The sequence below is a fragment of the Proteus sp. Marseille-Q3619 genome, from assembly GCF_965283115.1.
Genome location: NZ_CBDIMP010000001.1, coordinates 491,985 through 505,660 on the forward strand (window position 1 = coordinate 491,985; position 13,676 = coordinate 505,660).

A 13,676-nucleotide genomic window follows, 5' to 3' on the forward strand; every position below is an offset into this window, starting at 1 on the left:
ATTAAAATCCTTTTGGTGCTTTAGCAAATGTCTTACCCGCTTTCGCAGCACCTGAGCCACCACCACCGAACGGGCTCCATGTACCACCAGCCAACTGATACGCGCCATAAGCTTGAATAGGTGCTGTTAATAACGTTGTCATTGCACCCATATTGCCTGAGCGTCTTGCCATTTTTGCATTAAGGCGATCATTTTCAGCTTGCATACGATAGCCATACGCTTCACGAGAAGCGTTATTAACCATAGTTAACGCATCAAGCTCACCCATTGCGGCAGTATCACCCAAAATATCTAAAGCACCCGCAGTACTTAAATCAATGCCACTGGCTGACATTGTTGCCGCCTGTGTGCCGGCTAATTGGCGAGTACGTCTACGCTGTTCTTGTGCCTGAGCGTTGCCTTTATTAATTGCATCAAGTGCGGCATCTTCATTAATTTTGGCGTTTTGATTAGCCACTGATGCTTGAAATTTACCATCGGTATATTGTCCGTATGCTTGCAATGCAGAAGTACCAATCACTGCAGCCGCTAATGTTGTTGGTTCACACATTATTTAGCCCTCAATGTAAAACGATGGAAAGGTAACTGAAGTAAACCTGCTGGCTTTGCTTCTTCAATCTGAAACCCCAACCAATGGAGCCACGCCTTAGCAATATGATTACGTTCATCGACATAATTCATCAGTGTTTGGTATTGCCCTAACATCTGTTTTAAGATGGGTTTACAGCGCCGTAGAAAAGTTTTCTGATGTTGCTCTAATAAGTCAGTTCCCACTAACCAAGGAACACCTAAACCAGTAAGTAATGAGCCAGAAGCAACACCAAAAATAGTCACCACCTCATCATTAATAATGCCGGCATAGGCTTTAGTAGAAACAGATAAGCCATGTCGTAATACCTGTTCAGGTGTTTGCATTGACATAGCGTAGAACTCATCAACATCAGCTTGTCTTACATGTGGTAATAAACGAACAATATGTTCATGAGTAGCAGGAATAATTTGTACATGATGTTTTTTCATATCAGAAACCACCAGCATCAATACGCGGAATAACAGAGAGCACCGCTAACGGTAAAGGATCAACCTGTCTAATAAAGACACGTCCGTTTTTGCTCCAATCTGCATCTAAATTAATTTCAACAATGCCTGTGGCATCATCAACAGGATTGTCGTAAAACTCGAATTGACGTTGAGGATACTCATATAGCCGTTCTTTTTCAGTACCAGCCCAAATCCCCCGACTACTATTTACAATTAAACTTGCAACCTTAATAAGCTTCTTCTTATCAAGTAACGTTTCTTGCCCATTGATATGGATATCAAGTGTTTCTAATTCACTGGTAATAGGTAATCCGATATGTACTACGGCTGATGGCGTATCAATTTCCACTGCACCATTGGTGACAATAGCCTGCGGTGAAACATTAGCATCGGAAAGAATATTAACTGTCTTACCTTCAAGATGATTTAAACCAGCAAAGCGATAGCGGGCAATGCTCCATTCAGTAGTGGGCGTATTTTGTAATGCTGGTGGAATATTGCGATTAGCAGAAATAACCACTTGATTTGCAGATACATATTGAACAATCTTACAGCGAAGCTCTTTATGTTCATTATCTTCAAAATAAGGAATATTGACGGCACTACCAATATCAGAAGCACTAAAGACCGGATTGCCTGAAATCACTAATTGATAGTTTTCTTGATAGTTCCACTCACCCGCTCCACCAGTGATAGTTGCTGTTTGTGATATATCAGTATTTCTACCGTCATAACTTAAGCCAGAATCCACAAAGAAAGCATCTTCTGTACGAGTAAATAAACGGCTAGCCAATCGTTCTACATATCGAACCTGTTTGCCGTTTACTGTACGCTGAACAATAAAATAAGCTGAGTCTTCATTGCCTTCACTGATTGAACACGTTGACTCAAATTTCCCTTCTGTCGATTGTGGCGCCCATGCAAAAACTTGCTGTTCTCTTAAATAGGTTAAAGCCAGCATTAACCCATCGTCACGTATGCACCATGCAATAGAATATGGAACCGTAGTAAATGACCAATCAACAATACGGTGACGTTGAAATAGGTGATTTGCCAACATAGTTAAGTCAGTGCCTTGATACCCATCGACATCAAAGGAATACGATAAATCACGCACAGCACTGCCTTTCTCTTGTATATAAAGCGCAATGTTCGCAACAGAGATTGGCGGTAAATCACTTGAACCGTTAGCACCTTGTGATGACATTGAAAAACTGGAAGGTGTAAGTACTTTGTTCTGATCGCCTGTTATTTGATATTCACCGCCTGAGGTCAATGCCACCAGCGAACCGACATCAATCAAATGGCGAATTTCATTAACTTGACGACCTGCATACGTGTAGATAATGCGATCATCATCTTGAATAGGATTGTTGCGCCCAAAGTCTTTATAGTCACCGCTACGACTGGCCCATATCGTTTGTGGGTAGGCAAGAGAGCCAGCAAAGAATAAACGTTGTTGATAATAAACAACGGTGCTTGGATAACCATCAACATCATTCCACACTGCACGCGCCCATTTATGGCTTGCATTATCTTCACCAACGGCATTGGATGGAATATAAGAGATCACCTTTCCTGTGGCTGTTTTACTATCTTCACTTACAGTTTCAATTTTTACGATACCAAAACCACTATGCAGATATTCCCACTGGATCCCTGTATCACCACCCCAACCATCCCAGCTCATTCCTTCAGTATGAGACGGTCTTAGTGTTCCTGTTTTACCGCCACTATTGGCACGATAGTAGTTACTGTCAGCACGGCGTTGATCATTAAGGTTGGTTGTTTTATCTGTTTCCCATACAGGAACCGCATCAATATCACGTTGCTCTAAATAGAACTGCTTACCTATTTGCTCGGTACCAAAAATATCATGCGTAGACGTTAACGTAATTTGCCCCGTGCTTGCACTGGCATAAACTTTCATTGCCTTATCGGTATTGATATCTTCAAAGGGGCCATTCTTTGTTTCAACGAAGACTAACTTCCAATCATCATGATCGTAACGCTGTAACTCCATTGGTGGATAATCAGTATGAACAATCGTCATAACATCGGCTGATTGCGTATACTTCAAATCAAATAAATCAGCTTCTTTATAAGGTGTCGCTAATTCAAACACTTCGCCTTTATGTTCACCATCAGCATAGAGAACCTGCCCACCATCTTTGAACACACGAATATAACGATCACCAAACTCTAACACATAGGTTTGTACGGTGCTGAATTGGAAAGGAATAAGGCGAGACTTCTTATTTTGATACTTTATTTCAGCAATAAATCGTGTTCCTGGTCTATTCTCAACGCCACCATATTGACGAACAATAAAGTTATGGCACTTGCGCAGTGCAGTTGAATACTTCGCAAGATCAACACGCCCATATAGGCTTGGTGCAATTTCACCGCCTGAAAAACTAGGTTGAATAAGACTAAATGGCATTATGACAACCTCGCTTGTGTGAATTCATCAATATAATCAGTTGGCTCTGCTGACTCACTTAATGAATGTGCGGCCGCACTTTTAATAACACCTTGGTAAATTTGTAATGCCTCACCACCAATACCCGCATTTGATGCCAATGGACGAGCCAATTCAGCAGCTAAACGCCATGCAAGCGCATCTTTAAATAACGCATCAAACATATTGACGTCAGTAATACGTGCAACATATTCAAGCCATGCACTAGGGTGATCAGTAAAAATTAATCGACCAGTCCCGTTTTCATCTGAACCAACATGAAAATGGATTGCCATATCTGGTCTACGGTACTTTTGATGAGGTTCGACAATGCCAATAGCTTTTAGGCAATCATTAGGATAGCGATAGGCATAGGCCCAATTAGGTGGGGGATTATTTGTATTGGCTAATGCCACCTTTTTAGTCGCAAAGTTCCAAGGAAAATCAGCAAGCACACTATCACGGCATTGCGCATAATGAAGATTGCATTGAACAGCCTCTTTGCTGGCTTCGGTCATACTATTAATCGAACGGCTATTACCAATACGACTTAATGCAATATTACAAATCTCAATTTCAGAGGCCATTACTCACCCCCATCAAAAAGAACATCTGCCGTTGATTTTGTGTCGCCGGCATCTAGAGCCAGATCGGTTATTTGTAACTCTACATATACTGACTTTTTACCTTCACGTTCATTAATGGATTTAGACAATATTTTGGCAACAGCAGACAGCTCAATACTTTCACCAACATCAGGAATAGAAACGCCTAATTTTTCTATTGTGTCGTTTTCAAGTGAAATACGTAGCCCGTATGGATATTCTTCACGAGTTTCTTTTTCACCTTTGGCATTTTCATAAGTTTCGGTGCTGGTTTTTAGATTGGTTAGTTTCATTGGATATCTCTTGGCTCAAGTAGAAAATAAAAAAAGGGGCTTTCGCCCCCTTTATCATCGGGGGTCAAACCCCAAGTTCTTTCCGCTTTTCATCTATTGCGGTGCGCATTTTATCTGCGCCCATATTGTGATGAGGTGCTTTACCAAATAGCTGGGTATATTGCTCACGAAGCGCATCTAGGCTTGAATCAATCGCCACACCTGAACCGCTTACAGCAATATTACTTATGCCTTCACCAGTATTATCACCAGCCCCATCAGCCACGCTATGAGTATTAAGTCGAGCATCAGCGCCACCAATTAACGCTAAGTTATCGCCAGCTATACCGTCGTACTCAACCTCTTCACCGATTTCAAGTAGACGCCCAGCGATAAATGATTTTTTTAAAACCTTATATCGTGACATGTCACACCTTATTGAGTTACAGCATCGTAAATAGGATGAGCATCAACAGTTAGGTTGATACCCGCAGTGAACTTACCCGCTGTTAATGGCCCTTCTGCAACAACGTATTGCAGGCGTAAATACTTGAGAACACCCTGAGGCACTTTCGCCACAATACGTTTACCTGCATTTAAATCGGCAATTGGTATAGCAACAGATTCAAAGATAGATTTAGCATCAGAGAATTTATCGTCTGTCGCGGTTTCTAACTTAATTTGAACAGTCGCTTCACCTGCTGCTTTAGCCTGTTCAGTCACTTGTGCAAACAGCTCTAATGGCTCACCAATACCGATATCACGAAATGCACCATGCACTGGCGTTAAGTCGATAATTTGCTTACTTACAGCAGATGCAGTAACCGCCTGATCCAGTGAAAAAAGCGTTTCTTTATCTAAAATCATTTTGACTATCTCCAAATAAATGAAAGTTAGCGGAGCCGTTAAACGACACCGCAATAACTTATTTCACCTGATCTTCAGTCGTTAGAATGGTGTCAACTCGGCGAACAGGGATCTCATCAAATGTGACGACTTTCTTACCTGCCACTTCTGCCATAGAAATATTGACGTTTTTACTGTTTTTAATTTGGCGACGCATCCAGCTACGGATTTGTTGATTACAATAAATAGCTGGACGGCCTAATGATAAATTAGGAATTTTTTCAATTGCTTGGATCAATAAGTCAGGAAGGTCAAGGGCATCTGTCTTTTCTGGATCTTTACCAATTTTAGATAAATCAATATTGGCGATACGGACAACATAGCGCCAGTCACGCACCGTTAGTCCATTTTCCCATTTAAAATGGGTGCGATACCCCTGATATTTACCACCATTATCATCTTGTAACGTCACTTCACCTAAATGGTTTTGTTCTAAACCTACTTTAGAACCTTTAGGGAAAATACCATGAACCGTATTTTCACCCCATACTACTAACCAAATAGAAGTTAAGTTACTACCAGTACCACCAGCATCAATGATGTTGACCGCATTCTTCGCTTTCATATCGTTGAAACGTGCGGACAGCCCCGTAAACCGCTGAGGATGTACAGAGGTATCACCATAAATTAAAGTTTCCGCCATTTCCTGATTCATTGATTCAATAAATGCAAGAGATTCTGACAGTAAAAACTCATTTTTCTGACCATTTAGATCAGCCAGTTTTTTATCAACTTCAGAGTAAGTTTCCAGCATACCCGTTGTATCGGTTACTTGTGCTGTGGTTGATTTACTAGGCTGAACACCATAGTTAAGCAAGCGCCATGTTGCAGCTGGTAAGCCAGTACGAACGGTTGTACGGTGGCCTGTTGGCAAGTTGCCTTCAACAAAAACCATGTCATCTAATACTTCATTAGTTTGACTTAACAGCTCAACAATCTTCGCTTGCTTGCTGTCAGGGCCTTGTCGTTTAGCCCAATCAGCGAGAGTTAAAGCAGGCATGTTATTTCCTCTTTATTATCCAAATAAAACATCAGCAGCACTTTTACTGCCGTTACTGTTGCCAGTGACAAGACCGTCCTCTGACATTGCTTTGCCAACACCGGCAAAGATACGAATAAGCTCAGGATGGTTACCTAGTCCTGATTCTTCTAAATACTGTTTCAGTTCAGGTGAACCGAACTTATCCATTGCTTTTTGTGCCGCACCGATAGATTCAGCGGAACCAAGCTCTTTATCTGCTTTAACAGTTTCAGCCCATTGCTCTGTTTGTTTTTGCCAACCTTCAGCAAGTTGCTTATTAATCGCTGGCATGATTTTAGAGCCATAAACATCAACCAGTTTTTGCGCTTGTTCGTTGTTTAAATTCAGCTCACGAGCAATCGGCTCAAAGACTTCTAATGCACCTTTGTCAAGTTCTTGCCCTTCTTCTGGTGCTTTAAATTCATACTTTTCAGGCGCACCTACATCTGATTTATTGGCATCATTTTTCTTATCAGCCGGCTTGCCTTGCTCTCCACCATTCTCTTTTTCAGTGCTTTTAGTAGGATCATCACTGTTTGCTGGTGGCTCATTTTTATCTGTTGCTGATGTTTCTTGAGTAGGTTCCGTTGCTGTACCGCCACCGCCTTCACCTCCCTCGCCGTGTTGCTCGTTATACAAGCGACGCATGATTAATTTCTGCCATAAGTTCATGACTGTTTCTCCCATTCTTTAAATCTTGGTTAAACGCTTGGTGTAACTGCTTCATTTGCCATTTGCGCATAAAGCTCAGGGCAAACTTGGTGTAATTGATTGAAAACTTTTAACCCATAGTTACGCTCGCCCTCTCTAAATGCCATTGCATAGGGATCATTAGAAAAAGAGCTACGAAATACGCCAGAGTCAGAAATCAAACGCCAAATAACAGCACGCCCAGCTTCTGTGGACATAACCTCTTTTAGCTGTTGTTCTTCTTTCTCTTGCCTATTTTTTTGTTGAATATCGTATTCAGTGCGAGCAATTCTCTCGTCTTCATACGCATCGAATGGATGTGTCATTGAGCACCTCCACCCGCCATAGCGGACAAGGCACTATCATTATCAAGATTGGTATCACTGAGCGTTTTAGCACCATCAATAGCAGACTGCGCCATTTGCATCTGTGCCATTTGTTGTTGCTGTGCTTGTCGTTGTTGACGTATGGCTTGTACTTGCTCATTGGTTGCAACGATTGTTGGAGAGACACCAATAGCAGACGCATAATTATCAATAGCATCATCAGCATTGAGCTTATCGAGGGCTTCTGGTTTAACTCTTGCCAGATTGCCAACAAAGCCAGCAAAGCGTTCGATACTACCAACGCCAATTGCTTTCTGTGCCTGAGCCATTACAGAAATGTACTCAACCTTTAGATCCATTCCCTGCATTTCATCAGGCGCAACAGGTAGTAAATTTTTGTTTACCAATATTGAGAAAGTGCGATTAATCAACTTGTCGAGTAACTCAGAATCAAGGCGTTGCAGAACAGGCCCTAATTGCAATAGCTTCTCTTCACGCATTTCAACAACGGCTTCAATCGGCATAGAGCGCGTATTCACCATTTGCATCATGCGGAATAAATCGACAAAGTAAGCGGTATCAATTAGTTGGCGGGTATCTTGAACATCTTCAAGTAGTGCTTTCAATGCTACGGGTTGAACATCAAAAATCGTTTGAATTTTATTAGTAGGATTTGCCTCATCAAGATAGTTAATGCCTCCGGGTATTGTATTTACCCGTTGGTTTTTTAATGATGCAGGTACTTGTAAAGGCGGATTAGTCAGCTTATCAATCATCTGCGCTTTACGTTTTTGCATTAATTGAAGTGCTTTAGTACCACCTAACGCCACCATACCAGGGCAAGATGAACCGTAAACATCTTCACCATTCACTTCCCAACGTGGCGCCATGATAGGAAATTCATCATAGCCAGATCCACGTAACACTTTCTCGTGATCACCCGCCACTTCAAGATAAACGGATTTAAAAGGCTTATGCTTCGCCTCTAACTTTCCTGTTTGTCGTTCAAGGTTTGGATATACGGCATGAACCACTTCAACCCATTGGCTGTACTGGCTTGAATTCCACATTGATTTAACAGTATCGCTGACGCTATCAAGCCCGAACTCCATCACCAACTGGCGAACGGTCATCGTAAATTTACGATAGCAAACATCAACACTCAGGCTTGGGCTATTCGCAATGTAGTAACTGCCAAGAGGGAAATGAACGGTACGGATAATACGCTGGCTATCTTCAACAACCGCCATTGCAGCAGTGCCGAAAGTACCTAAATCACCATACATCAACGGTAATGACTGATAGAGATTAGAACGATTGAACACTTCGTTCATACGCTGTTCGGTGGTTTCTAGCCAAAGTTTTACAGGGCCATAATCCATTAAATCAGGATCAGGTGTCGCTAAACGAAACCAAGGACGAGCAGGACTTGTAATGCCTGACATCATGCCACTTGAAAGCACCGATGAAGCTAAAGACGCTGTAGGGTCAATGATCTTACTATTACGGCGATCACCTCGATTAACCTCAGATGCAGTAAAGCGCGTACTACGAGGACGAGTGAAATCTGACAATTCACGCCAATGCGGTTCAAATGAGCTACGCTCTGTTTCCAACTGATTAAATTGTTGCAGTAGCTGTTGTTTCAATGGCGTTGACATAGTCACCCCTTATTGACCAAGTAAGGTTTTACCGCTGGTGGATGCTGAACTTGTCGCACCCTGCGCACCTGTTAGTAACGTAGACTTACGACCTGCGGCTGCACGGCGACGACGCATTTCATCATCACGACTACCCGTTACTGCCGCATCTTGTTCTTGAGGTGCTGCCTGAACAGCAGGAGGAGTTGTAATTTTTGGAGTATTGCCAAATGGATTGCACATATCGACACACCTTTATAATTAACCAATATTGCATATTAAATTAATAATACATGTTATTTGACAATATTGAAAATTATAACTACCATTTTGGTTATGCAATGCCACTGCATTTTTTCTCGGTATTGTTACCACGACAGCGTGCTTTACCTTAGGACTGTTTGCCCTCTACTCCAGAGGGCTTTTTTTATGCGAATGGATCGTAATCTGAATTGCTAACATTAACGCCAGAATGAGGTGAGGAGTAATTTCTATCTATTTTGGTGACTGGATAGGCAAATGTAAGTGCTAGTGCATCACCTTTACCCGGTGAACGACCAAGACGTTTTTTAATTTCTGTTTTATCTTCTAGTACAATCTTGCCATCAATAACACGAACTTTGTATTCAGCACATGATAAATCATCTGCGGTTTCTTGATCGTCAAGCGCACCGCCTATTTTTAACCACGTCTTACCGCTGTTATACATTTCACCGCGTTTGTTTAGCATTTGTGGATCTGTTGATGCACCACCAAACTTAACTAAACGCCATACACGACCCCAACTTGTTCCAATGGAGTGAATACCAGTACCATAGCCAAAGTCGATATGAACAGCGTCAGCCTTGTATTGATCTTCAAAGTCAGCAATACGCTTTGCCATAACAACATCGTCAGTTGTTTTAAAGCCCGTCCACAAGCACTTACTGAATAAACCTTGGCGTAGATAAATCACCGCATCATCAATACCAGAATAGGCAGGGTCAACACCAATAATTACGGGCGCATGAGCAACTTCTGCCTGTGTGACAATGCGCTTCATGGCTTCATCCGTTAAACCTGTTGGGATAAACTGCAACTCTGATGCTGACGGGAACACACCACGAACACGGACTTTAAAGAAGTCGCTATCTTCGCCGTAGTCCTCTTCCCAATTTTTAATCTGCTCTTTGTTGCTACCTTCAACGGTACGGCTATCAATCTGCTTGGTGTTCCAACGATGTTTAAACTTACGAAAGCACTCACGAAAGCGCCCTGTATTACGGGTTGGGTTACCAAATGCTATCCAAATGATTTCGGTACCTTCATCCGTTAACGCCCCTTCTGCCACTTCCCATACCAGATCGGCAATGTTAGACGCTTCATCAAACACGAGGATAATACGCTTGCCTTTGTTGTGAAGCCCTGCGAATGCCTCCGTATTGTTCTCTGACCACGGTACCGCATCAGCACGCCAAGCATTAGCATGATTAGGATCGTTTGAGTAGATAGCTGTCTTAGTGCAAGTAAACCAATTATTAGTTAGTGATAGGCGTTGCCACTTCGCTATTTCTGGCCACGTTTTAGTGCGTAGCTGATTTTCGGTGTTAGCAGTGACGACTACCTTACAATCTTCGCAGGTATCCATACCCCACTTGATGATCATTGAAATAAATGCAGATTTACCGATACCGTGACCAGAAGCACGAGCAAGTAACAATGGCTGGTGGCGTGTCTTTGGATTACGCAGATGTTCACCGATTTCATTTAATGCTTCGGCTTGCCACTGACGAGGGCCATTGTATTCTTCAAGCTCTCCACCAGCTTCACCCCATGGAAATGCGTAATACGCATAACCTAATGGATCATGCGTAAATGATGCGATATCTTCAATGAGTTGTTCTTCTGGTGACTTCTGTAAAGCTTCTGACATTACTCAACGCTCCCTTGCTGAGCACGTTTACGAGCAGATGCCAACTTATCAGCCAATGATACATTTACATCGACCTGTACTCTGTCTCTAAAGGCATTGATATCAACATGCTTACCAATCAGTTCAAGCACCTTAATTTTATCCAGTAACTTTACTTTTTTAATACGTGTATCACCGTCAATATCGATGATATCGAATGCAGCAACACTTTTACGCCAAATAGGTGACCATTCAGATATTGGTTTAATATCGCCTTTCTCATTGAGAATATCGGCAATATCTGCATCAAGCATATCAACCAAACGCCTGAGTACATTGTCAGCACTCATTTTTGTTCGCTTATTGCGCTGTTGCATAAGTTGAGCGATACGTTCTTGAATACGGGGATCAGCCATTAGCTGTGATGCGCGTTTGCAAGCACTGCCAGACGCATATCCAGCAGAGATTGCAGCATCAGTTTGATTATCGGGGGATTTGATATATTCCTGACAGAAACGCTCCATCTTGTCGTTGATAGGCGTTGGCTGTCGTGCAGGTTTCTTTCTTGGTCTTTTGATAGTCATAATCATCACCTCTTTGGTTATTATGACTATCGAAAACTTAAACTTCAAATCATTAAATACTAAATTACCTTAAACGCGTATTTTCCAGCTTTACACCGCTACAATATTGATATAATTCATTTAATTTATCATATTCATAATCAATATGACTTGTGATATAAGAACCAAGTCCATCTAATAAAAAATTTTCTTTTTCATTTAATGAGTACTCTATCATACTTGTAACCATATGTTCTAATTCTGATACTGCATCACAAGCTAACTCAAGCTTCAAAAAAAGAGCATCATCTAATTTTGCAGCCGTCAATAAATTAGAATAAAAAGTTTTATTGTAAACCTTTGGAATAAGTCCCCCAGTAACGATTCTTTGGTTATTCTCATCAAGGAAAACACCTCGATATCTAAAGTTACTAACCTCGACCCTAAACCGATTTGCTTTTTCTTCAAGTAATGAACCATATTCTTTCATTCTGTGTATAGCATAATTATTTAATTCACATTCTCTTATAAATACTTTTTTTAATGCTTGTATTTCTCTATTTTTTTGTTCTAAAAGCATAGCTTCTTCAGATTTTTTCTGTTTTTTAAATGTCCATAAACTTACAAAAATAGCTGTAGCTGACGCCAGACTACCTCCAACTGTAAACCAATCAACAGCGTGAAAACTCATAATTACTCCAAATAATTTATTTTTTCATTATTCTACCTTCAACATCATTTCACGCCAGCCCTTTGTTACCCAACACTTAGCATCACCAGATAAACAGCATTGCTGAACGGGTAACTGCTCACCACAACGCTCACACTTGCGCTTAGATAGCTCCTCAGCTTGTCGTTTATACTCAGCATCATCTTTACGAATAAGCATCTGTATGTATTCAACAACATCATACGGTTCACGACCAGGCATACGCAGAACACAATTACGCCCTAACATCTCCAGCTCTTGATTATCCACCAGCAATTCAATCTTCGTTACGCCAAGTTCCTTTTGGCGTCTACGTTGTAATGCCTTACGTTCAGAGGGTGATTTAGCCATTGAATAGCATCCCCACAGCTACAGAGAACACGCACCAGAACACGGCGAATATTAAGTAAGTTTTTAGCATGCCTCTATCTCCGATTCGCTGAACCATTCACCATAATCAACATTATCAATACAGAAATATTTGTATGGTTCTTCGTTGATAATATCCACTGTAAGCACATCGCCCACACTAAACTTAGATATTCCATTGCTTGGATTTAAACGTTTAATTTTAGCTTTATCGCCAATCTTCATATTTACCTCTCGTGACATGTCACGATTGTTTGATTTGTTGAATAAGCCTAATAGCATCAATTTCTTGGCTCATAATTTCTTCCCAAACTCATTCAACGATTAATTAACTCAGTCACTAACTTAACGAATGGTAATAATTTCATGATTTTCTGTATTTTCAGGTAACGTTACCCCTATCTTTCCCTGCTCACCCCAAAGCTTTGACGCGCTGATATTCCACACCCTGCAATCTTCATCAAAGATGGCGTCCATAACAGCTTTAATCAGGTTATCAACATCAGGACGTTGCTGGTGGGGTTTACCATTCATCTCAATGCATTTCTTCTTGCTCCATGATTTAGGCATAGGGATAACAAACGTTAGGTGAGCACCGCTTTCTGGTAACGTAAAACAGTTAGCTCTCATCTCGTCACAAAAAGCGTGGTACTTAATGACAACGGGTCTTTTCTTCCATGCGTCACGTTGTGTCATACGTGGCTTTGGTACAGGATTGATATAATAAATTTGCTGTTTCATGCGCGTACCGCCACCAGCATTGCGTTCATACGGTTATGAATATCAGCAATCTTTCCATGCTGTAACGGTGGTAAGCTCTTTTTGACGTAGGTTAGTGAGCCTTTCTGACAGATAACATGCTTATCCGTAAGTTTTGCTGGCTTCTTGGTCATCAGTGATGATTCTTTTTTGATATCTAAATCACGTAGACGCTCCATGTAATCAGGCGCTAGCGTGTATACATAACCAATCTCGACTACCGCTTTGCGCTCAACAACCGCACATTCAACCAACTTGATCAACGCATAATTGGTTGTTGAGCGATTTTTCTTACCATCAAGCTCTGAGGCAATCTCGGTTATTTCGTTAACTGATAACGGTTTTTTCTTGTCATGTAATATTTCAACAACTAAATCCTGCATAAATTTCATATACGATAACCCTTAATAGATTAATCATTAT

The 13,676-nt window shown here is 41.3% G+C and carries 19 protein-coding genes; all 19 read right to left on the reverse strand.

The window, feature by feature from the left end:
- Position 1: 1 nt before the first annotated feature.
- The 19 genes from ACWPWK_RS02275 to ACWPWK_RS02365 all read right to left on the reverse strand — a co-directional run bounded on the left by ACWPWK_RS02275 (position 2) and on the right by ACWPWK_RS02365 (position 13,645).
- The gene (locus ACWPWK_RS02275; protein WP_004243338.1) at positions 2 to 550 is read right to left on the reverse strand and encodes a hypothetical protein; all 549 of its coding nucleotides are present in this window, start codon (positions 548 to 550) and stop codon (positions 2 to 4) included.
- Positions 550 to 1,020 (reverse strand): hypothetical protein, encoded by a 471-nt coding sequence (locus ACWPWK_RS02280; RefSeq protein WP_244185067.1) that lies wholly within the window; start codon positions 1,018 to 1,020, stop codon positions 550 to 552. The genes ACWPWK_RS02275 and ACWPWK_RS02280 overlap by 1 nt, the downstream gene beginning before the upstream one ends.
- 1 nt (position 1,021) lies before the next feature.
- Positions 1,022 to 3,484: a hypothetical protein gene (locus ACWPWK_RS02285; protein WP_109373608.1), complete on the reverse strand. Its 2,463-nt coding sequence runs from the start codon at positions 3,482 to 3,484 to the stop codon at positions 1,022 to 1,024.
- Positions 3,484 to 4,089: a hypothetical protein gene (locus tag ACWPWK_RS02290; protein WP_109373609.1), complete on the reverse strand. Its 606-nt coding sequence runs from the start codon at positions 4,087 to 4,089 to the stop codon at positions 3,484 to 3,486. The genes ACWPWK_RS02285 and ACWPWK_RS02290 overlap by 1 nt, the downstream gene beginning before the upstream one ends.
- On the reverse strand, positions 4,089 to 4,400 hold the full coding sequence (gp10, locus tag ACWPWK_RS02295; RefSeq protein ID WP_109373610.1) for a capsid staple protein: 312 nt from the start codon (positions 4,398 to 4,400) through the stop codon (positions 4,089 to 4,091). The genes ACWPWK_RS02290 and gp10 overlap by 1 nt, the downstream gene beginning before the upstream one ends.
- Positions 4,401 to 4,464: 64 nt before the next feature.
- Positions 4,465 to 4,806 (reverse strand): hypothetical protein, encoded by a 342-nt coding sequence (locus tag ACWPWK_RS02300; RefSeq protein ID WP_020945807.1) that lies wholly within the window; start codon positions 4,804 to 4,806, stop codon positions 4,465 to 4,467.
- 8 nt (positions 4,807 to 4,814) lie between these two features.
- Entirely contained in the window at positions 4,815 to 5,246 is a 432-nt protein-coding gene (locus ACWPWK_RS02305; protein ID WP_060555916.1) for a Bbp16 family capsid cement protein, read from the reverse strand.
- A 58-nt stretch (positions 5,247 to 5,304) separates the two neighbouring features.
- Complete coding sequence (locus tag ACWPWK_RS02310; protein ID WP_109373611.1) at positions 5,305 to 6,285, reverse strand: major capsid protein; 981 nt, start codon at positions 6,283 to 6,285, stop codon at positions 5,305 to 5,307.
- A gap of 15 nt (positions 6,286 to 6,300) precedes the next feature.
- Positions 6,301 to 6,978, reverse strand: coding sequence for a peptidase (locus ACWPWK_RS02315; protein WP_109373672.1), 678 nt, complete (start codon positions 6,976 to 6,978; stop codon positions 6,301 to 6,303).
- Positions 6,979 to 7,007: 29 nt separating this feature from the next.
- Positions 7,008 to 7,322, reverse strand: a complete 315-nt coding sequence (locus ACWPWK_RS02320) for a Bbp19 family protein (RefSeq protein ID WP_071425339.1) — start codon at positions 7,320 to 7,322, stop codon at positions 7,008 to 7,010.
- On the reverse strand, positions 7,319 to 8,983 hold the full coding sequence (locus ACWPWK_RS02325; protein WP_109373612.1) for a portal protein: 1,665 nt from the start codon (positions 8,981 to 8,983) through the stop codon (positions 7,319 to 7,321). The genes ACWPWK_RS02320 and ACWPWK_RS02325 overlap by 4 nt, the downstream gene beginning before the upstream one ends.
- A gap of 9 nt (positions 8,984 to 8,992) precedes the next feature.
- Positions 8,993 to 9,205 carry a hypothetical protein gene (locus tag ACWPWK_RS02330; protein WP_004243356.1) on the reverse strand — a complete coding sequence of 71 codons (213 nt, stop codon included), beginning with the start codon at positions 9,203 to 9,205 and terminating at the stop codon, positions 8,993 to 8,995.
- 184 nt (positions 9,206 to 9,389) lie between these two features.
- On the reverse strand, positions 9,390 to 10,874 hold the full coding sequence (locus ACWPWK_RS02335) for a terminase (RefSeq protein WP_109373613.1): 1,485 nt from the start codon (positions 10,872 to 10,874) through the stop codon (positions 9,390 to 9,392).
- A complete protein-coding gene (locus tag ACWPWK_RS02340) occupies positions 10,874 to 11,443 on the reverse strand; it encodes a terminase small subunit (protein WP_036900160.1) in 570 nt (189 codons plus the stop codon). Before ACWPWK_RS02340 ends, ACWPWK_RS02335 begins: the two co-directional genes overlap by 1 nt.
- A 58-nt stretch (positions 11,444 to 11,501) precedes the next feature.
- A complete protein-coding gene (locus tag ACWPWK_RS02345; protein ID WP_109373614.1) occupies positions 11,502 to 12,107 on the reverse strand; it encodes a hypothetical protein in 606 nt (201 codons plus the stop codon).
- Between the two features lie 27 nt (positions 12,108 to 12,134).
- Positions 12,135 to 12,476, reverse strand: a complete 342-nt coding sequence (locus ACWPWK_RS02350) for a hypothetical protein (protein ID WP_109373615.1) — start codon at positions 12,474 to 12,476, stop codon at positions 12,135 to 12,137.
- A gap of 63 nt (positions 12,477 to 12,539) precedes the next feature.
- A complete protein-coding gene (locus ACWPWK_RS02355) occupies positions 12,540 to 12,719 on the reverse strand; it encodes a hypothetical protein (RefSeq protein WP_004250871.1) in 180 nt (59 codons plus the stop codon).
- A gap of 120 nt (positions 12,720 to 12,839) precedes the next feature.
- On the reverse strand, positions 12,840 to 13,235 hold the full coding sequence (locus ACWPWK_RS02360) for a RusA family crossover junction endodeoxyribonuclease (RefSeq protein WP_109373617.1): 396 nt from the start codon (positions 13,233 to 13,235) through the stop codon (positions 12,840 to 12,842).
- Positions 13,232 to 13,645 carry a hypothetical protein gene (locus tag ACWPWK_RS02365; protein ID WP_109373618.1) on the reverse strand — a complete coding sequence of 138 codons (414 nt, stop codon included), beginning with the start codon at positions 13,643 to 13,645 and terminating at the stop codon, positions 13,232 to 13,234. The genes ACWPWK_RS02360 and ACWPWK_RS02365 overlap by 4 nt, the downstream gene beginning before the upstream one ends.
- Positions 13,646 to 13,676 lie beyond the last annotated feature (31 nt).

Coding starts and splice junctions, on each gene's coding strand:
- ACWPWK_RS02355 (WP_004250871.1), bottom strand. CDS start 12,719: ATGAAGATTGGCGATAAAGCTAAAATTAAACGTTTAAATCCAAGCAAT.
- ACWPWK_RS02335 (WP_109373613.1), bottom strand. CDS start 10,874: ATGTCAGAAGCTTTACAGAAGTCACCAGAAGAACAACTCATTGAAGAT.
- ACWPWK_RS02300 (WP_020945807.1), bottom strand. CDS start 4,806: ATGTCACGATATAAGGTTTTAAAAAAATCATTTATCGCTGGGCGTCTA.
- ACWPWK_RS02345 (WP_109373614.1), bottom strand. CDS start 12,107: ATGAGTTTTCACGCTGTTGATTGGTTTACAGTTGGAGGTAGTCTGGCG.
- ACWPWK_RS02365 (WP_109373618.1), bottom strand. CDS start 13,645: ATGAAATTTATGCAGGATTTAGTTGTTGAAATATTACATGACAAGAAA.
- ACWPWK_RS02305 (WP_060555916.1), bottom strand. CDS start 5,246: ATGATTTTAGATAAAGAAACGCTTTTTTCACTGGATCAGGCGGTTACT.
- gp10 (WP_109373610.1), bottom strand. CDS start 4,400: ATGAAACTAACCAATCTAAAAACCAGCACCGAAACTTATGAAAATGCC.
- ACWPWK_RS02325 (WP_109373612.1), bottom strand. CDS start 8,983: ATGTCAACGCCATTGAAACAACAGCTACTGCAACAATTTAATCAGTTG.
- ACWPWK_RS02280 (WP_244185067.1), bottom strand. CDS start 1,020: ATGAAAAAACATCATGTACAAATTATTCCTGCTACTCATGAACATATT.
- ACWPWK_RS02350 (WP_109373615.1), bottom strand. CDS start 12,476: ATGGCTAAATCACCCTCTGAACGTAAGGCATTACAACGTAGACGCCAA.
- ACWPWK_RS02320 (WP_071425339.1), bottom strand. CDS start 7,322: ATGACACATCCATTCGATGCGTATGAAGACGAGAGAATTGCTCGCACT.
- ACWPWK_RS02290 (WP_109373609.1), bottom strand. CDS start 4,089: ATGGCCTCTGAAATTGAGATTTGTAATATTGCATTAAGTCGTATTGGT.
- ACWPWK_RS02310 (WP_109373611.1), bottom strand. CDS start 6,285: ATGCCTGCTTTAACTCTCGCTGATTGGGCTAAACGACAAGGCCCTGAC.
- ACWPWK_RS02360 (WP_109373617.1), bottom strand. CDS start 13,235: ATGAAACAGCAAATTTATTATATCAATCCTGTACCAAAGCCACGTATG.
- ACWPWK_RS02275 (WP_004243338.1), bottom strand. CDS start 550: ATGTGTGAACCAACAACATTAGCGGCTGCAGTGATTGGTACTTCTGCA.
- ACWPWK_RS02340 (WP_036900160.1), bottom strand. CDS start 11,443: ATGATTATGACTATCAAAAGACCAAGAAAGAAACCTGCACGACAGCCA.
- ACWPWK_RS02330 (WP_004243356.1), bottom strand. CDS start 9,205: ATGTGCAATCCATTTGGCAATACTCCAAAAATTACAACTCCTCCTGCT.
- ACWPWK_RS02315 (WP_109373672.1), bottom strand. CDS start 6,978: ATGAACTTATGGCAGAAATTAATCATGCGTCGCTTGTATAACGAGCAA.
- ACWPWK_RS02285 (WP_109373608.1), bottom strand. CDS start 3,484: ATGCCATTTAGTCTTATTCAACCTAGTTTTTCAGGCGGTGAAATTGCA.